17 protein-coding genes are annotated in these 24,862 nt (G+C 60.7%); 3 read left to right on the top strand and 14 right to left on the bottom strand.

What is annotated here, in order from left to right; all coding sequences use genetic code 11:
- Positions 1–33: 33 nt before the first annotated feature.
- The 14 genes from PMI34_RS20305 to glnE all read right to left on the bottom strand — a co-directional run bounded on the left by PMI34_RS20305 (position 34) and on the right by glnE (position 18,046).
- Entirely contained in the window at positions 34–918 is an 885-nt protein-coding gene (locus PMI34_RS20305; protein WP_008047990.1) for a glycosyltransferase, read from the bottom strand.
- The gene (locus PMI34_RS20310; RefSeq protein WP_008047988.1) at positions 915–2,069 is read right to left on the bottom strand and encodes a glycosyltransferase family 4 protein; all 1,155 of its coding nucleotides are present in this window, start codon (positions 2,067–2,069) and stop codon (positions 915–917) included. The genes PMI34_RS20305 and PMI34_RS20310 overlap by 4 nt, the downstream gene beginning before the upstream one ends.
- Positions 2,066–3,508 (bottom strand): PIG-L deacetylase family protein, encoded by a 1,443-nt coding sequence (locus tag PMI34_RS20315; protein ID WP_008047980.1) that lies wholly within the window; start codon positions 3,506–3,508, stop codon positions 2,066–2,068. The genes PMI34_RS20310 and PMI34_RS20315 overlap by 4 nt, the downstream gene beginning before the upstream one ends.
- 8 nt (positions 3,509–3,516) lie before the next feature.
- A complete protein-coding gene (locus tag PMI34_RS20320; RefSeq protein WP_008047979.1) occupies positions 3,517–4,413 on the bottom strand; it encodes an antimicrobial resistance protein Mig-14 in 897 nt (298 codons plus the stop codon).
- Complete coding sequence (locus PMI34_RS20325) at positions 4,413–5,543, bottom strand: glycosyltransferase (RefSeq protein WP_008047978.1); 1,131 nt, start codon at positions 5,541–5,543, stop codon at positions 4,413–4,415. The genes PMI34_RS20320 and PMI34_RS20325 overlap by 1 nt, the downstream gene beginning before the upstream one ends.
- Entirely contained in the window at positions 5,527–7,284 is a 1,758-nt protein-coding gene (locus PMI34_RS20330; RefSeq protein WP_008047977.1) for a carbamoyltransferase family protein, read from the bottom strand. The genes PMI34_RS20325 and PMI34_RS20330 overlap by 17 nt, the downstream gene beginning before the upstream one ends.
- Before the next feature lie 556 nt (positions 7,285–7,840).
- Positions 7,841–9,292 (bottom strand): lipopolysaccharide kinase InaA family protein, encoded by a 1,452-nt coding sequence (locus PMI34_RS20335; protein WP_008047976.1) that lies wholly within the window; start codon positions 9,290–9,292, stop codon positions 7,841–7,843.
- The gene (locus tag PMI34_RS20340; protein ID WP_008047975.1) at positions 9,292–10,044 is read right to left on the bottom strand and encodes a lipopolysaccharide kinase InaA family protein; all 753 of its coding nucleotides are present in this window, start codon (positions 10,042–10,044) and stop codon (positions 9,292–9,294) included. Before PMI34_RS20340 ends, PMI34_RS20335 begins: the two co-directional genes overlap by 1 nt.
- Positions 10,041–10,775, bottom strand: a complete 735-nt coding sequence (locus PMI34_RS20345) for a lipopolysaccharide kinase InaA family protein (RefSeq protein ID WP_008047973.1) — start codon at positions 10,773–10,775, stop codon at positions 10,041–10,043. The genes PMI34_RS20340 and PMI34_RS20345 overlap by 4 nt, the downstream gene beginning before the upstream one ends.
- Positions 10,775–11,581: a lipopolysaccharide core heptose(I) kinase RfaP gene (rfaP, locus tag PMI34_RS20350; protein WP_008047971.1), complete on the bottom strand. Its 807-nt coding sequence runs from the start codon at positions 11,579–11,581 to the stop codon at positions 10,775–10,777. The genes PMI34_RS20345 and rfaP overlap by 1 nt, the downstream gene beginning before the upstream one ends.
- A complete protein-coding gene (locus tag PMI34_RS20355; RefSeq protein ID WP_008047970.1) occupies positions 11,582–12,703 on the bottom strand; it encodes a glycosyltransferase family 4 protein in 1,122 nt (373 codons plus the stop codon).
- Positions 12,703–13,764 carry a lipopolysaccharide heptosyltransferase I gene (gene waaC, locus PMI34_RS20360; protein ID WP_008047969.1) on the bottom strand — a complete coding sequence of 354 codons (1,062 nt, stop codon included), beginning with the start codon at positions 13,762–13,764 and terminating at the stop codon, positions 12,703–12,705. The genes PMI34_RS20355 and waaC overlap by 1 nt, the downstream gene beginning before the upstream one ends.
- A 1-nt stretch (position 13,765) precedes the next feature.
- Complete coding sequence (gene waaF / locus PMI34_RS20365) at positions 13,766–14,800, bottom strand: lipopolysaccharide heptosyltransferase II (protein WP_008047968.1); 1,035 nt, start codon at positions 14,798–14,800, stop codon at positions 13,766–13,768.
- Between the two features lie 306 nt (positions 14,801–15,106).
- The gene (glnE, locus tag PMI34_RS20370) at positions 15,107–18,046 is read right to left on the bottom strand and encodes a bifunctional [glutamate--ammonia ligase]-adenylyl-L-tyrosine phosphorylase/[glutamate--ammonia-ligase] adenylyltransferase (protein WP_008047967.1); all 2,940 of its coding nucleotides are present in this window, start codon (positions 18,044–18,046) and stop codon (positions 15,107–15,109) included.
- A gap of 383 nt (positions 18,047–18,429) precedes the next feature.
- Between glnE and aceE the strand changes: the two genes are divergently transcribed.
- The 3 genes from aceE (at position 18,430) to PMI34_RS20385 (ending at position 24,710) form a co-directional block, all read left to right on the top strand.
- Positions 18,430–21,075, top strand: a complete 2,646-nt coding sequence (aceE, locus tag PMI34_RS20375) for a pyruvate dehydrogenase (acetyl-transferring), homodimeric type (RefSeq protein ID WP_008047965.1) — start codon at positions 18,430–18,432, stop codon at positions 21,073–21,075.
- 11 nt (positions 21,076–21,086) lie between these two features.
- Positions 21,087–23,042, top strand: coding sequence for a dihydrolipoyllysine-residue acetyltransferase (aceF, locus tag PMI34_RS20380; RefSeq protein WP_008047964.1), 1,956 nt, complete (start codon positions 21,087–21,089; stop codon positions 23,040–23,042).
- 273 nt (positions 23,043–23,315) lie between these two features.
- The gene (locus PMI34_RS20385; RefSeq protein WP_008047963.1) at positions 23,316–24,710 is read left to right on the top strand and encodes an alkaline phosphatase D family protein; all 1,395 of its coding nucleotides are present in this window, start codon (positions 23,316–23,318) and stop codon (positions 24,708–24,710) included.
- Positions 24,711–24,862: the final 152 nt, after the last annotated feature.

Genomic DNA, 24,862 nt, shown 5'->3' with positions numbered 1-24,862 from the left:
CGCCTTTTATCCCCCCCTGATCCAGCCTTTGGCTCAGCCTTTCTCCAGCCGCGAGAAGAACATACGGCCCAACCCACGCCAGGTTTTCTTGTTCCAGGCCTTGAGCGGAATCTGCGCCAGCAACTCCCGCGCCAGCTTGCGATCACGGTTGGCGGTCTTGAGGAACATGGAATTGAGAAACTTGTAGCGCACCTCGTCATACAGCGGGTGATCGCTGAAGAGCGCGTAGGTGCGCAGGATGCTGTCGATCATGAAGCGGTGGTTCTTGTAGGAATTGGTGGAGTGCTTGCGATAGCGCGCCATCAACATATTCAGACCATCGATGAAGTAACCGGCGTGAGTCACCTTCAACTCGATCAGCAAGTCTTCCAGGCGAATGGTCGGGTCGAAACCGCCCACCTTGTCCAGCGCTTCGCGGCGGATCATCAGGGTGGGTGCCGGAGGATAGGGCTTTCGCTCCAGGAACATGTCATCGAAGTCCAGACGACGGAACGGCACATCCCGGCGCTGGCGCTTCTCTGGGTAGAGATTGCCGTCGGCATCGATCAGTTCGATGTTACCGGCGCAAATGCCGACCTCGGGCTTGCCGTCCATATGCGCGACCTGGGCGGCGATTCGCTCCGGCAGCATGATGTCATCCGAACCGAACGGCACGATCAGGCCACCCTTGGCCCGGGCAATCGCACCGTTGAGGGTGTTGGTCAGCCCCTGGTTTTCCTGGACCCGGAAGTCGAAACCATGGATGGCCTGCAACGCCTTGATCCGCTCAACGCTGTCATCCTTCGAGCCATCGTCGATCACCAGCAACTCGATGTTCCGATAGGTCTGGTTGAGGACGCTGAGAATGCTTTCCTCGATGTAAGGAGCGTGATTGTACGACGCGATAATGACCGTGACGATGGGCTGCGCGTCGTTCATGGCTGTTCCTTGCGGGCCTGTTCCAGGCCGGAGTCGATCAGGTTGAGGTATTCGCGACGGAACTCCTCGATGTCATGGTGTTGTTGCAGATAACGGAAGGCCTGCTCGCCCTTGGCCTTGAGCTCGTCATCCGAAAGGCCAAGGTAAGTGTCCAGCGCCGCCTGTAGCGTCGGTACATCCTTCGGCGTAATCGCCAGGCCACCGGCACCCTCGATGAGCGGCAGCATGGCCGGCACGTTCGAGGCAATCACCGGCAAATGTCCGCTCATGCCTTCAAGCAGCGCCAACCCGAGGCCTTCGGCCAAAGAAGGCATGGTCCAGATATCGAAAGCGCGAATGTACTGCAGGGCAATTTCCTTGAACCCCAGTAAATGGGCGCGACCGCTAAGGCCGAGGCGGTCGATTTCCGCCGCCAGGCGCGACTCTTCGCGGCCGGCACCAATGATCGCCAGCTGGGTATTGGGGTATTTGTCCTTGAGCGCGGCAAAGGCCTGCAGCAAATAGACATGGCCCTTGACCGGCACCAGTCGCCCCAACGCACCGATCAGCCGCACCGACGGATCGATGCCCAGCATTTCACGGGCCTTTTCGCGGCTGTGTTGCAGGCCTTCGGCTTGCTCGATGTCGATGGCATTAGTGATGGCGTAGGTGTTCTGGTCGGTGAAGCCGCAGTCACAGTCCAGCAGATACTGCTTCACCGCTGGCGACACACCGACGAAACGCCAGTGACGATCGATCAGGCGCTGAGTCTGGCGGCGCCGGTAAAAACGGTCGTACTCGCCAAAGCCGTGGGAAATGCCGATGCACAATGGCACCTTCAACCAGCGGTTGAGCGCCAGCATCATGTTCACCGGCTTGAAGCGGTTGCAGATCACCACATCGAATTTTTCCCGACGGCAGAACTTGTACAGCTGCCACATGGCCCGCAGGCGCATTCCCTTGAGGGACTTGTCGGAAAACTCGAAGTACACCGAACGGTCGGCCCGGCTCACCGCTTCGTCCGGCCCGGGCTTGCCGCGCAGAAACGCAGCGGTCACCTCATAGCGATCACTGGGCAGGGCCTTGACGATTTGCTCCGCGAGGTCGGCGAAATCATGGGCTTTGACGTTGTAGTCAGGCTGCAGTTGCAGGACCTTTGACCGCTGACTCATAACTCTCCCCGCTGAGAAACATTGCCTGGTGTGTGCTTGATGGACCACAAAAGCTCGTGGCGCCGGACTGCCTTGCGAAAGAATTCGTTCTCGCCATAGGTGGGCGGCAACCGGCCGGCCAACAAGCGTTGTATCAACCGGCGCAAGCGACGCTTGAACGGCATCGCCGGTTGCAGGTCGTGCATCATGCCCAACGCCATGGCCTTGTCTCTCTGTTGCTCAAGCGGCAAGGGCAGGCAATAAGGCTGCATCGGTTGGGCCGGATCGAAGGCAGGCGGCAAGGCGATGCCATCACCGGTATCGCCCATCGGCCAGCTGTCGTTGTCGTGCAGGTGGTTGGCATAGCCCAAGAGCGTGGTCGGCTGCCAGTCCAGGCCTTGCAAGGCTTCGAGGACTGCCGCCTGGGCGCAGATATGATCGGGATGCGGATCCAGGGTCGGATGCGGCAGGACGATGACTTCGGGCCGGGCCCGCAGCAGCAACTCTCGCAGATCCGCCAGCAGATTGTTCCAGGTCGGCGCGCCATCGGCATCGCCCGGCAGCGTGAAAGGATTCAACTGACGGAACAGCCGGATGTCGCTCAAGTCCGCTTCCCGCGACCCCGCCGCCACCGCAGGCGCGGCCTGCATGCTCGCCAGCTGCAGGCAGAAATAACCCAGCTGTACGCAGCGGGACTCGGGGACACCGGCCCAACGTGGCACGGCGATGCTGTCCCAGGTGCGCAGGCGGCCTTTCAAGCGGGCCGCGTCGACCTTGTTCAAGCCCATCTGCTGATAATGTTCGGCTTCGATTTCACCCGCCGTCAGCGTGACGATCCAGGTTTCGTCGGCCTGGCTGTACAAACCGTAGGCCGCCAGCTCGGCGTCATCGGCGTGGGGCGCGATGACCATGACCCGCTGACGTCGGAAATCCGGATGTTCCAGTGCCCACAGCACAGGCTCACCGAACACGCGACAGAAACGCCCGCGCAAGCGCAGGTCACCACGGGACAGCGCCCGAGCCTGACCACTGAGATTGAGGTAACGCAGGCCGTTCACGCCCCGTTCGAAGGTTTGTCGGTCAGGGTTTTCGCCCCCCGCCAACTCGACCACCGGATCGAGAAAACGACCCAGCCAGGTGCTTTTCACCCGCAGGGCCAGCACCAGCGTCGCATCGTCGACCAGCATCACGCCCTCGTCCAGCCGCAAATGTTCACCGTTCAGGTGCACCTTGGGCTGGGGCGTGTAGGGGGGAAAGCTGTACTGGTAATCGTCTTTCGGTGAGTAGAACAGATGGTCGGCAAACCAGGCTTCGTGGGCAACCCAGCCCAGAACCGCGAGCACCAGCGGTAACCACCAGGCCACCACTACACCCATGACGATCAACAGCACCAGCGCAATCAGCAGGCCGATACGTTTATTGCGCCGATGGCGCTTGAGCAGTTGCTGTTTGCGGCTCATGACTTGGCTCATACGGTGAAGACCGGCACGGGGTTGCACCAGCGATCCTTGTATTCACGGTCGGCGCGACCGAAGGAAAAGCGTAGCGGCTTGTCCTGCGCCCGGGCATGCTCCCAGGCGCTTTGGGTATTGAGGAAACTCAACACACTGCCAGGGCTGAACTCGCGAGTTTCGGGATCGACCCCGCCGTTGATGTACTCGACGCTGATCCACTGCGGGGTTTCGACGCGGTACACCAATTGAATCGCAATCGGCGCATCGTTGAGAAAAATCACCGAGCCGATCAGCAACTCGCGCAACAACTCGATGACCTCGGCCATGCGTTCGGCACCCGTCGCCGGGAAACCCCAGCGGCGCTGGAACAGATCGCAGTAAATCGCCGCCAGCTCAGTGCTGGAGAATTCGGACACCGGCCGCACCACGCCACCGGCCTCTTCCAGCAAGCGCAATTCGCGGCGCTGGTTGTAGCGAAACTTTTTCGACAACTCTTCGGGAGTGCGGGCCATGGCCAGTTGTTCGGCCTGCAACTTGATACCCGCGAAACGGCCTTCATTCAGCGCCGACAGATACCGCGCTCGATGGCGCAAAGGCGCCTGGGTATCGGCAGCGGCCGGCAGGATGATTTCGGCGTTGCCCAGGTCGAACAGACCTTTCTTGCCGCGACGCTTGAGCACGTCCTTGGACAAGGCCAGGTCGCGGCCCCAGGTCGGGATCGCCGCCCTGACCTCGTCGCCCTGCACCCAGGCCAGGTAACGCACCGGAATGTCAGCCAGTTGCGCCAGCCGCTCGACCACCATGGGATGAGTCGCGACGCTGCCGCCATAACGCTGCCAGGTTTCGGCGTAAGTCGAGGCGTCGACGACCGCCCAGCCACGCTCGCGCCAGCCTTGAAATCGGTTGAGCATCAGCCCCTCTGTGCCAGTTCGGTAACATGCGGCAAGTGCCAGAAAGCATCGCGCACTGCGCGATCGGAGAAGCTTTCGCGCAAGCGCTCGAGCATCAACTCGGCACACTGCCGGCGTTGCTGATCATCCATGCCGGCCAGATGTTGCAGCCCCTGGGCCAGACGCTCGGCATCGCCCAACGGGAACAGGATGCCCACACCTTCAACCACCTCTTTCGCTCCGCCGCACGCCGTGGCCAGCAAAGGCACGCCAGCGGCCATGGCCTCCAGCAGCACCATGCCGAACGGTTCGTGATCGGAACTCAGGGCGAACACATCGAAGGCACGGAAGTAGTTACGCGCATCCGGCACCTGACCGAGGAACAGAACCCGGTCACCGATGCCCAGCTCCCGGGACTGGGCCTTGAGGTTTTCCTCCAGGCGCCCCTTGCCGAGAATCACCAGCTGGCTGTTGGCGGGCAACCCCGGCAACGCCTCGGCGAAACCCTGCAGCAGCGTGGCCTGGTCCTTGTCCGGATGCAGTCGGCCAACGTTGCCGACAATCCACGCATCCGCCGACAAACCGAGGGTTTCCCGGGCCTCGCGAGCCGACACCTGGGTCGCCTGCAAGGCGTCCACATCGATACGGTTGTACAAGGTCTGGATCCGCGAAGCCGGCCACTTCGGCAGGCATTGGCGCATGTCGTCGCGCACGGCGTCGGACACACCGAGCAGACTCAAACGCTTGCGGAAGATATGCGCGAACAGTTTGCGGCTGCCACGTTTGTAATCGTCAAAAGCGTGATGCACGCCAATGACCGGCAACGACGTGCCGAGCAAGGCGATATAGATCGGCTTGAAGCGATGGGCGATGCAGAAACTGAAGTTGCGCGACGCGGCGATCTTGCGCAGATCGCCGATGGCACCCAGCTTCAGGCCACGAATGGCCTTGGAGCTGTACTCCATGAACAGCACTTCATCGGAAGCGCAGCCCGCAGCGACTTCGGCATCGGCAACCCCGGTGAGAAACACCGTGGTCACTCGATAACCGGTCCCCGCGAACAGGCTGGCGTACTGCCGTGCGCAGTCCAGGAACGGCCCGTCATAGCCGTGGCAGAACTGCAGCACATGGCGTTCAGCCGAACGTGTCATAGGCGTTAGCGCCCTCTTTGACCACCAGGATGTCTTCCATGATCAGATACTGTAGATCCGAACCGAAGAACATGTTCAGGGCGTCGGTCGGCGAGCAGATCATCGGCTCGCCGCGACGGTTGAGCGAGGTGTTGAGCGACACACCGTTGCCGGTGAGTACTTCCAGTGCTTTCATCATGTCGTAGTAACGCGGGTTGTATTCGCGCTTGAGCACCTGGGCGCGGGAGGTGCCGTCCTCGTGGACGACTTCCGGCACGCGGGTCTTCCATTCTTCCGCCACTTCGAAGGTGAAGGTCATGAACGGAGCCGGGTGATCGATCTTGATCATCTGCGGCGCCACGGTGTCGAGCATCGACGGGCAGAAAGGCCTCCAGCGCTCGCGGAACTTGATCTGGTGGTTGATGCGGTCGGCCACGCCGGGCACGCTCGGGCAACCGATGATCGAACGCCCACCCAGTGCACGCGGACCGAACTCCATGCGCCCCTGGAACCAGGCCACCGGGTTGCCATCGACCATGATCCTGGCGATCTGCTCCGGCATGTTGTCGAGCTTGCGCCAGGTCGGCTTGTTCTCGTGACGGGCGCATGCGGCAATCACGTCTTCGTTGCTGTACGACGGGCCGAGGTAGACGTGTTCCATCTTCTCGACCGGTACGCCGCGGGCGTGGGACACATAGGCCGCTGCGCCGACTGCGGTGCCGGCGTCACCGGACGCCGGCTGTACGAAAAGCTCTTTGACGTCGTCGCGGGCGATGATTTTCTGGTTGAGCTTGACGTTCAACGCACAGCCACCGGCGTAGGCCAGTTTGCCGGTTTGCTTGAGCACATCGCCCAGGTAGTAGTCGATCATCTGCAACGCAATTTTTTCGAACAGCGCTTGAATGCTGGCGGCGTAGTGGATGTAAGGCTCGTCGGCGATGTCGCCTTCGCGCTTGGGACCCAGCCACTCGATCAGCTTCGGCGAGAAGTAGTAACCCTTGCCCTTCTCTTTGTAGCGACGCAGGCCGATGACGTTGGCGTAGTCGGTGTTGATCACCAGCTCGCCGTTTTCGAACGAAGCCAGGCGCGAGAAATCGTATTTGCTGGCGTCGCCGTACGGCGCCATGCCCATGACCTTGAACTCACCGTCGAGCATGTCGAAACCGAGGAACTCGGTGATCGCGCCGTACAGGCCGCCGAGGGAGTCCGGATCGAAGAATTCCTTGATCTTGTGGATCTTGCCGTTTTCACCATAACCGAAGAAGGTCGTGGCGTACTCGCCCTTGCCGTCGATGCCCAGGATCGCGGTTTTCTCTTTGAAACCGGAGCAGTGATAAGCGCTGGAGGCGTGGGCCAGGTGGTGTTCGACCGGCTCGATCTTGATCTTCTTCGGATCAAAACCCAGTTGCTCCAGGCACCAGACGATCTTGTTGCGATAGCGCTTGTAGCGACGGTTGCCCATCAGGATCGCGTCGAGGGCGCGGTCCGGGGCGTACCAGTAACGCTTGGCGTACTGCCAGCGGGCCTTGCCGAACAGGCTGATCGGTGCGAACGGAATCGCGACCACGTCAACGTCGGACGGCTTGATACCGGCCTGTTCCAGGCAGAATTTCGCCGATTCGTAGGGCATGCGGTTCTTTGCATGTTTATCGCGTACGAAGCGCTCCTCTTCAGCCGCCGCGACCAGCTTGCCGTCGATATACAGGGCTGCGGAAGGATCATGGCTAAGGGCGCCGGACAGGCCAAGAATCGTCAATGCCACAGGGGTCTAGCCTCTTTAGTCTGCATGCAGGCGCAAGCGCCTCAAAAATTAATGTGCCCTCGCAAGGGGCGAGAGACAGCTAAAGGGCGGGATTATAGCGTAAAAGCGGCGGCAAACCTCTAGCCGCAAGCGGCATGCAACTACGGCCGGGGCCTCGCGGCGCATTCAATACACAGAAGTCGTAGGCCAGACCGCGGTAGACCCGGGGGATGGATTGGCAATAGGTCTTTTGCCGGCGCAGCCCCTGCGCGGCTTCGGCTTCATCCTGCAGGACGGTGGCGACGGTCCCGCAGCCCGTTAGCGACACTGATAAAACACCCGATGAAACTGCCATTTTGATCGTCACAGCCTGCCCTCCGAGAACGTCAGGCAAACTAGCATCGGGGCGATTTCGGCCACAGTTCATGGCTTCCCAAGATCGCGTAGGACGGTTCACAAGAACTTGTCTGCTTTCTCGGTTGGCTGTTCGGGCCTCTTCGCGAGCAAGCCCGCTCCCACACTGGAATGCAGTCAAATGTGGGAGCGGGCTTGCCCGCGAAAGGACCGAAGGTCCGATTCAGTCAACGCTGGAGATGTCTTTGGGCAACCGCTGATCGATGACCTGGTAAAGGGCACTGCCTTCAGGCCAGTTACGCATGAACCGCGCGCGATCCCTGGCATACGCCGGGGCGAAGCTGCCAAGCGAGCCGTGCTGGCACATCGAATCGAGGTCGATCAACGCCCAGCGATCCTGCTGCCAGAACAGATTATGCCCCTTGAAGTCGCCATGGCTGATGCGTAGACGAATCAACTCGGCAAACAGATGATCCAGTGCCGCCAGCTCGGTTTCCGGTGCGTCACCGCTTTCAACATAGGGCGCAAAACGCTCGATGATGTCCGGGCCCGACAGGTACTCGGTGATCAGGTAAGCCCGGCTGCGCAGCCACAGGAAACGCTTCTCCAGCAACGCCAGCGGCTTGGGCGTGGCAATGCCGAGGAACGCCAGGCGGTTGCCTTCGCGCCATGAATACCAGGCCCGGCTCGGGCGCCAGAAACGCTTGAGCCAGTGGGCAAAACCCTTGATGTTGTAGCGCTTGATCACCAGCGTGCGGCCATCCACTTCGACCCTGCCAACACTCGCCGCGCCGCCGGTCTTGTACAGATGCCCCTGATCGAGCAAGGCATCGGCCTGCTCCAGTACCGGCACCATCGACGGGACTTCCTCGCGGCGAATCGCCCGCAGTCCGAAGGCCCCGCGCTGGACGCTGAACAGTGTGCACTCGCGGCCGACCTTGATCAGGAAGTCCTTGAGGCGCCAGCTGCGGACTTTATCGATCTGCTTCTGCAACGCTTCCATGGGCAAGGCGTGTTCGCCATTGCTTAGCAGGTAGTACACCAGCAACTCTTCAATGAAGGGCTCGATCGACTTCGGCAACTGGGCGAAGAACACCCCGAGGTTTTCCAGGACTTTCTGCCGCGACAGCGGCTGGCCAGGCGTCTCGCAGCTGATGCCCGCGCCATCGATCAGGTACAGGCGCCCGCCCTGGCGCAGCAAGTTGTCCAGGTGCAGGTCTTCCTGCCACAGGCCCTTGCGATGCATCTGGCCGATCGCGCCCAACGCCTCGGCCAGCACCGCCCCTTGCCCATCGGACAGTACGGGCTGCTGCTCAACCTGCTTCCAGGTGTCGCCCAGGCTTTCGGCCTGCTCAAGGAAATCAAACAGCAGCCAGCCACCCTCGCCATCCTTCAGGCCATCGGCCAACAGCTGCGGCGTGGTCAGCCCTTGGGCAGACAGCAGGCGCACGCCGTCCAGTTCACGCTGAAAATGCCGTGCGGCCTTGCTGCCGACCAGCAATTTGGCCAATACCGGCCGGCCACGCCAGACGCCGGCACCGACATAACGCTGCCCCGGCAACACTCGCAACAGGCTCAGCAGTTGCAACTCGGCGGGGCCGGCGGCGTCGGCCAGCGAAACGCTCAGCGGTAAGCTCGGGGCACGGCCGGCAGACTTCAGTTCGGACAAACGCATCAGCGCGGCCCCTTCTGGCTGCGCCGCGCGGTCAGACGCTGCAGCCAGCTGTCGATCAGCGAGCTGTCCTGCGGCTGATCCAGATAGGCGGCCAACAATTGCCGCAGTTGCAACTCGCCCCACTCGGGCGCGCGCCGCGTCAACGGTTCCAGATCCTTGATTCGGTCACGCTGTCCGTACAGCAGCGGCCGGGTCTTTTCCAGGTCGATCAATTGCGCCTGATAGCCGTTGCCGGTGGCGCGCATGAAAATGTGCTTGGGGTAGAAGCACCCATGCACCTGGCGTGCGGCGTGCAGCTGCCGGGCCAGTTCGCCACTGGCCTTGAGGATTTCCGAGTGCTGCTCAGGGCTCAGTTGAGCCCAGCGCTGCAACAGCGAGTCGAGGTCGTCCCAGCCGTCCAGGGCACGAGTCATCAGGATCGCGCGGACTTCGCCATTGACCTTGCGCTCACCGTAGAACACCGCGTCCAGCGCCGGAATGCCCATCTTCCGGTAACGGGAGATGTTGCGGAACTCGCGAGCGAAGCTCGGCTCGCCGAACGGGGCGCGCAAGGTGCGGGTCAGGTAGTTGCTTTGGCGCTTGAGGTAGAAACCATGACCTTCCAGATCCAGCCGAAACACGCTGCTCCAGCCGCCGCGACCGGTGTTGGGTTCGTCCACCGCATCGAGCTGCTTGGCCCAGAGTGCCTCGAACGTGCCGAGGCCATGGCGCTCAAGCAGCGCACGGTCCTCAGCGGCCAGAAAATCAGTCATTCGCGTCCCTCGAAAAATCTCACCACATGCCGGATACGTTTTTTGTCCGCGGCGTTGAGCCGGGTCCGGTTGCGGTATTGCAGGTAAAAGCGCAGGCGCTGGGTAGCCGACAATTGATACTTGGCGACCTTGTCCAGGCACGCCAGATCCTTGGTAATACGGTACTTGAGCCAGAAACCGCGCCAGAAATCGCCGTTGGGGCAGTCGATCAAAAACACTCGAGCCTCATCGTCGATCAGCAGGTTGCGCCACTTCAAATCATTATGGGTGAAGTGGTGGTCGTGCATGGTCCGGGTGTATTGGGCCAGCTGACGGCTGACGGTATCGACCCAGACGCGATCCGACAGTTTCGGGTCGCGGCGCTCGGCCAGTGCCGACAAGTCTTCGGTACGCGGCAGTTCCCGGGTAATCATCGCACCACGAGCGTAAGCCGCACCGCGCCGTTCCAGTCCCCAGGCCACCACTTCGGCAGTGGGGATGCCCCACTTGGCGAACCGCTTGAGGTTCTGCCATTCCATCTTCACCCGAGGCTTGCCCAGGTAACGCCGCAAGCCTTTGCCAGCGCCCACATACCGCTTTACGTAATAGTTGACGCCATTGCGCTCGACACGGATGACCTCCGAGAGCACGTCACTGGTCAAACGCTCGCCTTGCAGCGCAAACACAGCCTCGAGGCTGCCAAAGTCATCGGCCAGCTCGCTGTAGGCCGGATCCAGTTTCCAACCCGACATCAGAGCGCATCCCCGTATCGCTGTTTACGCTCGTAGAGCTTGTTGGCCTTGCCGTCGAGCCATGCCAGCAAAGACGCCTCTTCAATCAGGATCTGACGCAGCGGCTGCTGGAAATAGCCTTTGAGGAAACGCAGCTTGTCGCGGCGGGTCAGGCCGATGTCCAGCGCGGAAAAGTACAGCGCCGCCAGATCCTTGTTGCGCCAGCGCGAGGTAATCGCCGGGCGGGTCTGGGCGCGGTGCAGGTCAATCACCGAGAGCTTGAAGTCATCAAAGGTCACCGGCTTGTCGGTGTGCAGCAGGAAATGGCAGATGTAGCAGTCGCGGTGGTTGACCCCGGCGCGGTGCATCATGCCGGTCATGCGTGCGACTTCGGCGATCAGCGCACGCTTGAGTTTTGGCTCGGGCGGCTGTCGGGTCCAGTTGATGCTGAAATCTTCCAGGCTGACCGTCGGCGCCAGCTCCTGGGTGACGATGAACGAGTGCTGGTCGGCCGGGTTGCTGCCCTTCTCGCCATACGCGACGGCGGTCATGGTCGGCACCCCGACTTCCTGCAGGCGCTGAATCGCCTTCCACTCCTGACCGGCACCCAGTACAGGAAGCTTGGCAGTGAGCAGGTTCTTGAAGATTTCGCCCCAGCCGATGCCACGGTGGATTTTCACGAAAAACCCGCTGCCGTCGACTTCCGTGCGTAATGTCCGGCGCGCTTCCAGCTCGCGGTACACCTCGCCCTTGAGCCCCTCGACTTCGGCGAACGGGTCGCGTCCGGCCCAGAGGCTCTTGAACGGTTCAGCCAGCATCAACTTCATTTAAGCGTGCTCCGCCAGAATCACATCGGCCGCGTGCTGCGGCATGCTGTAGAGGTCGGCCGTTTCGGCGAAGGCCAGACCATTGCGGCTCCAGGCCGCCCTTGCTTGAGCGTCGTTCAACATGCCGGTCAGGTATTGCGTCAGTTGTGCCTGATCGAACGGTTCGTCCAGCACCAGGCCCGCATCGGCCTCGGCGATGTAATGGGCGTAACCGCACACCGCACTCACCAGCACCGGCAGACCGGCCACCAGGGCTTCGAGCAAAACCGTGCCGGTGTTTTCGTTGTACGCCGGGTGGATCAACAGGTCGGCACCCAACAGGAAACGCGGAATGTCGCTGCGCCCCTTGAGGAACGTGACGTTGTCGCCCAGCCCCAATGTCGCACTCTGCATCTGGAATAACTTGGGGTCATCCTGGCCAATTACAAACAGCCGGGTGCGTTTCTTGAGATCAGCGGGCAATGCCGCCAACGCCTTGAGGCTGCGATCGACACCCTTGGTCTTGAACCCGGAGCCGATCTGCACCAGCAGCAGTTCGTCGTCCTTGAGATTGAACTCCGCGCGGAACCCTGCACGAATTTCATCGGCATCCGCCGGCCGGCGACGGTCCTGGGCGATGCCCGGTGGCAGCAGGTGGAAGCGCGCCAGCGGCGTGTCGTAATGCTTGATGAACAGCGGCTGCTGGACCTCGGAAATCATCAACACTTCGGTCTTGGCGCCCCTGGCGAACACCGCCCGCTCGTATTCGGCGAAGTGGCGATAGCGTCCCCAACGGCGATACAGCGAGTTACGCAGGTTCTGCGCCTTGTCTTCGAAGCAGCCGTCGGCGGCGTAGTAGACGTCCAGGCCCGGCATCTTGTTGAAGCCGATCAGGCGGTCCACCGGGCGTTTGGCCAGGTCCGCCTCCATCCATTCGCTGAGTTTTTCGTTGCGCCGATGGTTGAAGAACGCCTTGACCGGCGCCACCAGCACTTCGAAACCCGCAGGGACGTCGCCTTCCCAGATCAGCGTGTAGACACGAATCTGATGGCCGCGTTTCTGGCACTCCAGGGCGATTCGCATGAAATCGCGCTGCAAGCCGCCAAACGGAAAATACTTGTACAAGACAAATGCCAATTGCATCAGCGCAGCTCCTCAGCCATTAACAACGTGCTCAGTCGGCTGGCGACACGCTCGGGATTCAGTCGCGTGAAGCACAATGGCCACTCGCGTTTCAGGTCAAACTGACGGGCATCTTCGGCCGTCGGTTGGTAAGTGCATTTCTTTTGCAGGCACGGCGCGCAGGGGAAATCGCTGGCCAGGTGAATCTGCACCTTGCCATAGGCACCGGTCAGGCCCGGGTTGGTCGGGCCGAACAGCGACAGCGTCGGCACATCCAGCGCGGCGGCCAGATGGCCCAGGCCGGTGTCTACCGCTACGCAGGCCTGTGCGCCCGCCAGCACCTTGCCGACACCGGCCAGGTTCAGTTTGGGCAACACTTCGGCGTGTTTGAAACCGGCAGCGATGCGCTCGGCCCGTGCTTTCTCCAGCGCGTTACCCCACGGCAGCTTCACCCCGACGCCCAGGTAGCCGACCCGCTCGGTCAGTTCGCGCCAGTAGGCTTCGGGCCAGTGCTTGGTGTCCCAGGTGGTGCCGTGCAGAAACACCACGTATGGATTCTTGCGCGGCAACTCCACCAGGCGCTCGATATTCAGGCCGTAGTCACCCAGGCCTTTGGGCAAGTCATAGCCCAACGCGATGGCGAACAATTGACGCACTCGCTCCACCGCATGCTGTCCGCGGGCAACGGCCAGGCGGCGATTGTAAAAGCGCGCGGCGATGGGCTCACGCGCCGAGCTTTTATCGAAGCCGGCCACCGGCGCCTTGACGTAACGGGTCAACCAGGCGCTTTTCAGCAAGCCCTGGGCGTCGATCACCAGGTCATATTTCGTGGCGCGAACACTTTGCTTGAAGCGCTTCCACTCACCGCTCTTGATGGTCTGCCAGATGTTTTTGCGCCAGCGACGGATCGCCACCGGAATCACCTTGCCCACCGCCGGATGCCAGGTCGGAATCTCGGCAAAGCCTTCTTCCACCACCCAGTCGAATTCGATGCCGGGAATCGCCCGCGCAGCGTCGGTCAACGCCGGCAACGCATGAATGACGTCGCCCAGCGAAGAAGTCTTGATCAACAGAACCCGCAAGCTATTTGACCTCGACCACAGTGCCTTGCAACCGTTGCAAGGCTTCGTTCACTGCCTGCGGCATGAGCTGGCGCAGGCAGTTGTAATGGCCGAAACGGCAGGTTCGGTCGAAGCATGGGCTGCACTCGATGCCCAGGCGAACGACTTCGACGTGCTCGGCCAACGGTGGCGTGAAACCTGGCGACGTCGAGCCGTAGACCGCCACCAACGGGCGATTCAGGGCGGCGGCAACGTGCATCAATCCAGAGTCGTTGGACACCACGGCATCGGCGCAGGACATCAGGTCGATGGCTTCGGCCAGCGAGGTGCCGCCACTGAGGTTCACTGACTCCTCACGCAGACCGGGAATCAGCCGCGCGCGGATGTCTTCGCCCACGGCGTGATCGTTTTTCGAACCGAACAGCCACACTTGCCAGCCTTCGCGGATCTTCGCCTCGGCAACCTTGGCGTAATGCTCGGACGGCCAGCGCTTGGACTCGCCAAACTCGGCGCCGGGGCACAGGGCCAACACCGGGCGGTCGAGGGTCAGGCCGAACTTGGCCAGTGCCGCTTCGCGGGTAACCGGGTCGATCTGCAGCGTCGGGCGCGGATAGGGTTTTGGCAACTCGACGCCCGACTCGTAAGCCAGGGCCATGAAGCGCTCGATCATCAGCGGATAACGATCCTTGTCCAGCGTGCGCACGTCGTTGAGCAGGCCATAGCGGAATTCGCCACGCCAACCAGTGCGTTTCGGGATGCCGGCAAAGAATGGCACCAGCGCCGACTTCAGGGAGTTGGGCAACAGGATCGCCTGGTCGTACTGGCCAGCCAGGGATTTGCCGATGCGCCGACGCGTTGCCAGCTCCAGTACACCGTGGCCGAGCGGAAAGCTCAAGGCCTGGCGAACTTCGGGCATGCGCTCAAGAATCGGCCGGCTCCACTCGGGGGCCAGCACGTCGATTTCGCAATGCGGGTGGCGTTGTTTCAGACACTGAAAGAGTGTCTGCGCCATCACCATGTCACCGACCCAACTGGGCCCAACGATCAGAATTTTCATGTGGTTTCCATAAACGAACCGGGGAGGCCTACGCCTCCCCGCCTCGAAAATCTCTGCGGGAGCATGGTGGCTTGCGATGGGTCATCACCTTCAACATTGCTGTCGACTGTCACTCCGCTATCGCGAGCAGGCTCGCTCCCACATTGGGTATTGGTGTACTTCGATCGGCATGACACTGCAGATCTACTGTGGGAGCGGGCTTGCTCGCGAAGGGGCCATCACATTCAATATCTCTATCGACTGACACTCCGCCTTCGCGAGCAAGCCCGCTCCCACATTTGAATCCAGTTGCTCCAATGACGCGTTTCAGCTTAGCCCCAGCTCACGCCAGATCCGCATGACCTGCCGCCGTTCGTCCGCGAACTGGTCACCCGGAATCACCCCCGGGTCCTTCTGCAAGGCCTGCCGGTGGGCGGCGGAACGGTACGCTTTATACGCTTCACGCAACAGGCCGGCATCTTCGACGGGCATCAGCCCTTCATGCTCCAGCTCTTCCAGAATGCGGATGTTGTCCGTCCAGCGCAGCAATGGCGGGTGTGTTTCGGACCACGCCAAGGCCGCGTATTGCACCATAAATTCAATATCGACGATACCTCCGGCGTCCTGCTTGATATCGAACGGCGCCGTGGCTTCGAAGGCATTTGCCCCGGTGCCGGCCGCGGTGCTTTTGCTGCCCAGGTTATCGCGCATCTTGGCGCGCATCTCGCTGACCTCCTGGCGCAGGGTCGGCAGGTCACGCGTCTTGCCCAATATCGCGGCGCGGACTTTCTCGAAGGCCTGGCCGACATCCTGACTGCCCACCAGCACCCGCGCCCGTACCAGCGCCTGGTGTTCCCAGGTCCAGGCCTCGTTCTCCTGATAACGGGCAAACGCGCCCAGGGAACTCACCAGCAAGCCCGACGCGCCGGATGGCCGCAGACGCATGTCCACTTCATACAACTGCCCGGAGTTGGTCTGTGCCGTCAGCAAGTGAATGATCCGCTGCCCCAGCCGGGTGAAGAATTGCGCGCCATCGATGGGTTTGACGCCATCGGTCTCAGCCTGCGGATCGCCGTCGTGGATGAACACCAGGTCCAGGTCCGAACCATGCCCGAGTTCCAGGCCGCCGACTTTCCCATAACCGACAATGATGAAGCCGGGATCGCACAAGGTGCCGTCGGTGCGCAGCGGCGTGCCGTACTTGGCCACGGTCTGGCGCCAGGCCAGTGCCAGCACTTGCTCCAGGATCGCTTCGGCGAGCCAGGTCAGGTAATCGCTGACTTTCATCAACGGCAGGCTGCCGGCGATTTCCGAAGCGGCCACCCGCAAGCGGTGCGCCAGCTTGAAGTGACGCAGGGCTTCCATTTGCTGTTCGAGGTCGTCCTCGGGAATCCGTGTCAGGCGCTCGCGCAATTCGGCCGCCAGTTCTGGCGCCAGCGGCGGTTTGAACAGCCGGCCTTCGTTGAGCAATTCGTCGAGCAACAGCGGGAAACGGGTGATTTGCTCGGCGATCCACGGGCTCGCCGCGCACAGTGTCAGCAGCCGCCGCAACGCACTGGGGTTCTCGGTCAACAGCACCAGGTACGCCGAACGACGAGCCACGGCTTCGACCAGCGGCAGCACCCGTTCCAGTACCAGGTCCGGATTGTCATGCTCCACGGCCTGTGCCAGCAATCGCGGAATAAAAGCATCGAGACGTTCGCGCCCCAGACGCTGCATCGCCCTCAATTGCGGGCTGCCGCGCAAGCCGGCCAAGGCTTTCAAGGCTTTTGGGGCATCCTTGAAACCACCCTCCTCCAATTGGCGGCAGGCGGCCTCATCGTCCTGAGCCTCTTCCCACAGCGGCAACCACTCACCACCGACCACCACTTCGTTTTCGGCGCCCTGCTCTTCATCGGGATCGGCGATCACCTGCCCGAAGTGCCAGGCGATACGGCCGCGCCAGTACATCAGTTGCTCGTGGAACGCCGTCCAGTTGGCGAAACCCAACATAAAGGCAATACGCGCCTGATCCTGCTCGCCATCGGGCAACATTTGCGTCTGGCGATCGGCAATCGCCTGAATTGCGTGTTCGGTGTAACGCAGGAATTCGTAACCTTCACGCAGCTCGCCGATCACGGCCGGCGGCAGGTAACCCTGACCTTCCAGCGTGCTCAGTACCTTTAATAGTGGGCGCTGCTGCAAGCTCAGATCGCGGCCGCCGTGGATCAACTGGAACGCTTGGGCAATGAACTCGACTTCGCGAATACCGCCGGAACCAAGCTTGATGTTGTCGGCCATGCCCTTGCGCCGCACTTCCTGCTGGATCAGCTGCTTCATGGTGCGCAGCGCTTCGATGGCGGAGAAGTCCAGGTAACGCCGGTAAACGAACGGGCGCAGCATCTCTTGTAATTGCGCGCCGGCCACCTGATCGCCGGCCACCACCCGCGACTTGATCATCGCGTAGCGTTCCCAGTCGCGGCCCTGGTCCTGGTAATACTGCTCCAGTGCGTTGAAGCTCAGCACCAGCGCGCCCGCCGAACCGTAGGGACGCAAGCGCATGTCGACGCGGAATACAAAGCCGTCGACAGTCATCGGGTCCAAGGCCTTGATCAGCCGCTGGCCCAGACGAATGAAGAACTCCTGGTTATCCAGCGCGCGTTTCACGCCAACGGTTTCGCCACCCTCGGGATAGGCGAAAATCAGGTCGATGTCCGACGACAGGTTCAATTCCACGGCACCGAGCTTGCCCATGCCGAGAATGACCATCTGCTGCGGCTCGCCGCTGCGCCGTCCGGTCGGCACGCCGAACTGCTGACAATGCCGCACGTACAACCATTGATAGGCCTGATCGATGCTGGCATCGGCCATGTCCGAAAGGTCGCGGCAGGTCTGGATCAAATCGGCCTGGCGGGTCAGGTCGCGCCAGATGATCCGCACCTGATGGCGTGCGCGCTGGCGGCGCAGGGCGCGGCCCAATTGGTCGTCGGTCTCGGCCACGCTCACGGCGACCGCAATCTGCGCGCACAACTCACCCGGCGCGAAGCGGCGGTCCAGTTCGCCGGACTGCACCAGCTCCAGCAACATCAAAGGGTCACGAACACACTGTTCAATCACGAAATCGCTGGCGGCGGTGACGCGGGAAAATTGCGCCCAGCGCTCCGGCGTCCAGGCAGACAGACCGTGGTCATTGTCCAGAGCGGCGACGGCAGCCCGGAACGACTGCTCGGCGCGGGAGACAAACGGCAGGAGAATGGCGGGCAGTTCAGCAAACGAAGGGAGGCTCATGGTCTATCCTTGATCGGCGTACAACGGACTGCATGTAGTGGATTGCAAAAACCCACTACCTGAGGGACTGTCGAACAAAAGTTAGAAATAGCTGAAATTTCTTTAATTTTGGCAGCCAGCATCAAGCTTTTACCTTTTGTAGTTGCAAAAAGACCAACCTTAACGATTATTCTCACAACGCAGCCGGGGGCCACAAGCCGCTCTTCTGTAGTTTTACTACTCGTATATACATTAGCCGGGCTGAAATGCCGGAAGATTTGTAGTAAAACTACACGCCGCCGGAACAACCTGTCGGCAATCCAAGAATTCATAACGTCTGCCCACAAGGCCAGTCGCTAACTCAGGCAACCGATTCTGGTAGCCTTTCCGCCCTGGAGCAAGCCATGCAAGACCTCGATCCCGTCGAAACCCAGGAATGGCTGGACGCCCTGGAATCGGTTCTCGACAAAGAAGGCGAAGACCGTGCTCACTATCTGATGACCCGTATGGGTGAGCTGGCGACCCGCAGCGGTTCGCAGTTGCCTTATGCCATCACCACGCCTTACCGCAACACCATCCCGGTAACCCACGAAGCACGCATGCCTGGCGACCTGTTCATGGAACGCCGCATTCGCTCGCTGGTACGCTGGAACGCGATGGCCATGGTAATGCGTACGAACCTGAAAGATTCTGACCTCGGCGGTCACATCTCCAGCTTCGCTTCCAGCGCGACCCTGTATGACATCGGCTTCAACTACTTCTTCCAGGCCCCGAGCGACGAACACGGCGGCGACCTGATCTACTTCCAGGGCCACACCTCGCCAGGCGTTTACGCCCGTGCATTCATGGAAGGCCGCATCACCGAAGACCAGATGAACAACTTCCGCCAGGAAGTCGACGGTCAGGGCCTGTCGTCCTACCCGCACCCTTGGCTGATGCCTGACTTCTGGCAGTTCCCGACCGTATCCATGGGTCTGGGCCCGATCCAGGCGATCTACCAGGCACGCTTCATGAAGTACCTGGAACACCGTGGCTTCATCCAGCCAGGCAAACAGAAAGTCTGGTGCTTCCTGGGCGACGGCGAGTGTGACGAGCCGGAATCCCTGGGCGCGATCTCCCTGGCAGGCCGCGAGAAGCTGGACAACCTGATCTTCGTCATCAACTGCAACCTGCAGCGCCTCGACGGCCCGGTTCGCGGCAACGGCAAGATCATCCAGGAACTTGAAGGCGTGTTCCGTGGTGCTCAGTGGAACGTGACCAAAGTCATCTGGGGCCGTTTCTGGGACCCACTGCTGGCCAAGGACGTCGACGGCATCCTGCAACGCCGCATGGACGAAGTCATCGACGGCGAGTACCAGAACTACAAAGCCAAAGACGGCGCGTTCGTGCGTGAACACTTCTTCAACACGCCGGAACTCAAGGCGATGGTCGAAGACCTCTCCGACGACGAGATCTGGAAGCTCAACCGTGGCGGCCACGACCCGTACAAGGTCTACGCGGCGTACCACGAAGCGGTCAACCACAAAGAACAACCGACCGTCATCCTGGCCAAGACCATCAAGGGTTATGGCACCGGTGCCGGCGAAGCGAAGAACACTGCGCACAACACCAAGAAAGTCGATGTCGACAGCCTGAAGTTGTTCCGCGATCGTTTCGACATCCCGGTCAAGGACGACGAGCTGGAAAACCTGCCATTCTTCAAACCGGAAGAAGGCAGCGCCGAAGCCCGTTACCTGAGCGAGCGCCGTACCGCGCTGGGCGGCTTCGTACCTCAGCGTCGCGCCAAGAGCTTCAACATCCCGACCCCGCCACTGGAAACCCTCAAGGCAATCCTGGACGGCTCGGGCGACCGTGAAATCTCCACCACCATGGCCTTCGTGCGGATCCTCGCGCAACTGGTCAAGGACAAGGAAATCGGCCCGCGCATCGTGCCGATCATCCCGGACGAAGCCCGTACCTTCGGTATGGAAGGCATGTTCCGTCAGCTGGGCATCTACTCCTCCGTCGGCCAGCTCTACGAGCCAGTCGATAAAGACCAGGTGATGTTCTACAAGGAAGACCAGAAGGGCCAGATCCTCGAAGAAGGCATCAACGAAGCGGGCGCCATGAGCTCCTTCATCGCTGCCGGTACTTCGTACTCCAGCCACAACCAGCCGATGCTGCCGTTCTACATCTTCTACTCGATGTTCGGCTTCCAGCGTATCGGCGACCTGGCCTGGGCCGCTGGCGACAGCCGCACCCGTGGCTTCCTGATCGGCGGCACCGCCGGCCGTACCACACTGAACGGTGAAGGCCTGCAACACGAAGACGGTCATAGCCACCTGCTGGCCGCGACCATCCCGAACTGCCGCACCTACGATCCAACCTACGGCTACGAGCTGGCGGTGATCATTCAGGACGGCATGAAGAAGATGACCGAAGAGCAACAGGACGTCTTCTACTACATCACCGTGATGAACGAGTCGTACCAGCAGCCAGCCATGCCAGCCGGTGCCGAAGAAGGCATCAAGAAGGGCATGTACCTGCTCGAAGAAGACACCCGCGAAGCGGCGCACCACGTTCAGCTGATGGGCTCCGGCACCATCCTGCGCGAAGTCCGTGAAGCGGCGAAGATCCTGCGTGAAGAGTTCAACGTCGGCGCCGACGTGTGGAGCGTTACCAGCTTCAACGAACTGCGTCGCGACGGCCTGGCCGTTGAGCGCACCAACCGTCTGCACCCTGGCCAGAAGCCTAAGCTGAGCTACGTCGAAGAGTGCCTGAACGGCCGTAAGGGTCCGGTCATCGCATCGACCGACTACATGAAACTGTTCGCCGAGCAGATCCGTCAGTGGGTACCGTCCAAGGAATTCAAAGTCCTGGGCACCGACGGTTTCGGCCGCAGCGACAGCCGCAAGAAACTGCGTCATTTCTTCGAAGTCGACCGTCATTTCGTGGTGTTGGCAGCCCTGGAAGCACTGGCTGACCGTGGTGACATCGAACCTAAAGTGGTGGCCGAAGCCATCGCCAAGTTCGGTATCAACCCGGAAAAACGCAACCCACTGGACTGCTGAGGAGAGATTCTGTGAGCGAACTCATTCGCGTACCTGACATCGGCAGCGGTGAAGGTGAAGTAATTGAACTGTTTGTGAAGGTCGGCGACCGTATCGAAGCCGACCAGAGCATCCTGACGCTGGAATCGGACAAGGCGAGCATGGAAGTGCCCGCGCCTAAGGCCGGTATCATCAAGAGCTTGAAAGTGAAGCTGGGCGATCGCCTGAAAGAAGGCGACGAACTGCTGGAACTGGAAGTCGAAGGTGCCGCTGCTGCGGCCCCTGCGGCTGCCGCTGTGCCAGCCGCCAAGGCTGAAGCCAAACCGGCTGCCGCACCTGCCGCCGCCCCCGCTCCTGCTGCGCCGGCTGCCGCCAGCGTTCAGCAAGTGCACGTGCCGGACATCGGTTCGTCGGGCAAGGCCCAGATCATCGAGATCCAGGTCAAGGTCGGCGACACCGTCGCGGCTGATCAGTCGCTGATCACCCTGGAATCCGACAAGGCGAGCATGGAAATCCCATCGCCTGCCGCTGGCGTGGTCAAAGCCATCAGCGTCAAGCTCAACGACGAAGTCGGCACCGGCGACCTGATCCTGGATCTGGAAGTGGCGGGGGCTGCGGCACCGGCTGCCGCTCCGGCCCAGGCAGCCGCTCCGGCACCTGCTGCTGCACCTGCACCTGCGGCAGCCCCGGCTGCTCCAGTGGCCGACAGCGTTCAGGATATCCACGTTCCGGACATCGGTTCGGCGGGCAAGGCCAAGATCATCGAAGTCCTGGTCAAGGCCGGCGACACCGTTGTGGCCGACCAGTCGCTGATCACCCTGGAATCCGACAAGGCCAGCATGGAAATCCCGTCGCCAGCCGCTGGCGTGGTGGAAAGTGTTTCCATCAAGCTCGATGACGAAGTCGGTACCGGCGATCTGATCCTCAAACTGAAAGTCAAAGGCGCCGCTCCGGCCGCTGCACCGGCACCTGCCGCTGCTGCTCCGAGTGCTCCTGCTCCAGCCGCTGCTGCTCCTGCCGCCGCTGCACCTGTTGCTGCCCCGGCTGCTACTCCAGCCAAGCCTGGTGCAAAAGTTCACGCCGGCCCTGCCGTGCGTCAACTGGCCCGCGAATTCGGCGTAGAGCTGAACGCAGTGGGTGCCAGCGGTCCGCACGGTCGCATCCTGAAAGAAGACGTGCAGGTTTACGTCAAGGCCATGATGCAGAAGGCCAAGGAAGCACCGACCGCTGCTGCTGGCGCAACCAGTGGCGCGGGCATCCCGCCGATTCCAGTCGTGGACTTCAGCCGCTTCGGTGAAATCGAAGAAGTGCCGATGACCCGCCTGATGCAGGTCGGCGCCGCCAACCTGCACCGCAGCTGGCTGAACGTGCCGCACGTAACGCAATTCGACTCGGCGGATATCACCGAACTCGAAGCGTTCCGTGTTGCCCAGAAAGCCGCTGCAGAGAAGGCCGGCGTCAAGCTGACCATCCTGCCGTTGCTGCTCAAGACCTGTGCGCACCTGCTCAAGGAATTGCCGGACTTCAACAGCTCGCTGGCGCCAAGCGGCAAAGCGATCATCCGCAAGAAGTACGTGAACATCGGCTTCGCCGTCGACACCCCGGATGGCCTGCTGGTACCGGTCATCAAGAACGTCGACCAGAAGAGCCTGCTGCAACTGGCCGCCGAAGCTGCTTCCCTGGCTGAAAAAGCCCGGACCAAGAAGCTCTCGTCGGACGAGATGCAAGGCGCCTGCTTCACCATTTCCAGCCTCGGCCACATTGGCGGCACCGGCTTCACGCCGATCGTCAACGCGCCGGAAGTGGCGATCCTCGGTGTTTCCAAGGCAACCATCCAGCCAGTCTGGGACGGCAAAGCCTTCCAGCCGAAACTGATGCTGCCGCTGTCGCTGTCCTACGATCACCGTGTGATCAACGGCGCCGCTGCTGCACGCTTCACCAAGCGTCTGAGCGATCTACTGGGCGACATCCGCACCATGCTCCTGTAACACCGACCGGCCCTCCTTCACCGGAGGGCCTGTTGCGTTCCACGTTTCCGAGCGCCACGCTCGTACCTCAACCCCGCCAATTTGGCGGGGCTTTTTTTGCCTGAATGTTTTACTTAAAACCTCTTCCTACATTTGTGGCTGATATTGCCCACAACTCGAATCCATTTCTGCCAGATATTTTTTCGGGCCAAATAACTAGCCTTGATTGAAAGACTACTTATTACATCCGAAACAACCATCTAACTAATTTGTAAGCAGCGAATGGACTCAAACATGCTTAAACCAACTGTTGGCCCTATTATTGGTCACACCACAACTAATCACGCCCGTATTTTCTTGCGCGGCGAACACAATAAAAACATGTTGGTATTTGCCGGCATTCGTTATAGACGACAAGGCGAAGACCAATGGTCAAAAGGCATCTTTGCGAAACTCGAACCCAAGCACGACATGTGCGAAGTCTTTGCACTAAATAATCTGTCCGCCGACTCCTACTATGAGTATCAGGCCGGGTGGTTCAGCCCGGCCGGGCCGGCGCACACCGTCGACACGGTGAAGGAACTGTCGTTGCAATGGCCATTGCAGATATATCACCTGCGGACCCGCTCCAGCCAGGCCGACCTGCCAAGGGCCTACATTGTCGGTTCCTGCCGATATCTGCGCATGACCGCCGGCATTGCATCGGCCCCTCACTTGGGTGACAGAATCTTCGCTTCAATTTCACGACTGGTGGAACAAGCCAGTCCTCCCGTCAGTGCGCTGGTGATGACGGGCGACCAAATCTACGTCGATGATTTGAACATCATTGCCCCGGATCGGGAACTCAAGGAAATCCTGCATAAATATCGCGTGGCGTTTTCGCAGATAAATATCGCCAGACTAATGTCCAACCTATCCACTTACATGATCCTTGACGACCACGAAATAGAAGACAACTGGCCCGCCAACAAGAGAGAGTCTGATGACCACTTATATACAAACGCAATCATGGCCTATGAATTGTATCAGGCCAGCCATAGTCCGGCCCATGCACTAACCGATGGCGGACTTGTAAATAAACGGCTGGATAAATACTGGTATCAATTTACTGAAGGTGATACCGAATGGTTTGTTACCGACAGTCGAACCCGACGCAATCTGTCGGCCGCTGACCGACGCATTCTCGATGCCGACCAGGAACAGGCCTTGTGCGACTGGCTGATCCACAGCCCGGCGCGGGTCAAATTCGTGGTCACCAGTGTCATGTTCTACCCTGACCAAAAACGCTCGGATGATGACGCCTGGCAGGCCTTCCCCGAACAACGGCTGCGGTTGCTGGAGACCATTCGCACACGCTGCATCAAGAACGTCGTGTTCATTTCCGGCGATGTCCACGGCTCATTGACCAGCCGGTTGACCCACAGCGAGGACCCGGACTTCGAAGTCCACACCATCGTCTCGTCACCGCTGTGCAACAGCAGAATGTTGCCCTACGCCACGGCCTCCACGTTCGCCCTCGACCAACCCCTGGTCCGCACCGCCTCCGGCAACTATCGGCATGAGTTGACCAGCAACGTAATCAGCCAGGATAACTTTGCACACCTGGTCGTCGATGCCGGGCAGTTCCAGGTGAATTATCACGACCGGGAAGGCAAGCTGTTGCAGTCCATTGGCATCCCGTTTCGCTGACCCGGAAACGGATCGCAGCCAATAGCAATACTTGCAAAACTGCGAACTTTTCAGTGAATAGCATTACTTTTTGACACCGACTGAAGAAAACCCGTCGTCTGCCGACATATTCTTATAGCACTTGGCCTTCATCTCTCTTGTCAGTCGGTGTC

It is taken from the genome of Pseudomonas sp. GM74, from assembly GCF_000282455.1.
GTDB lineage: Bacteria > Pseudomonadota > Gammaproteobacteria > Pseudomonadales > Pseudomonadaceae > Aquipseudomonas.
Note: the sequence above shows the minus strand (reverse complement) of the source record. Positions and strands in the feature narration are given on the sequence as shown.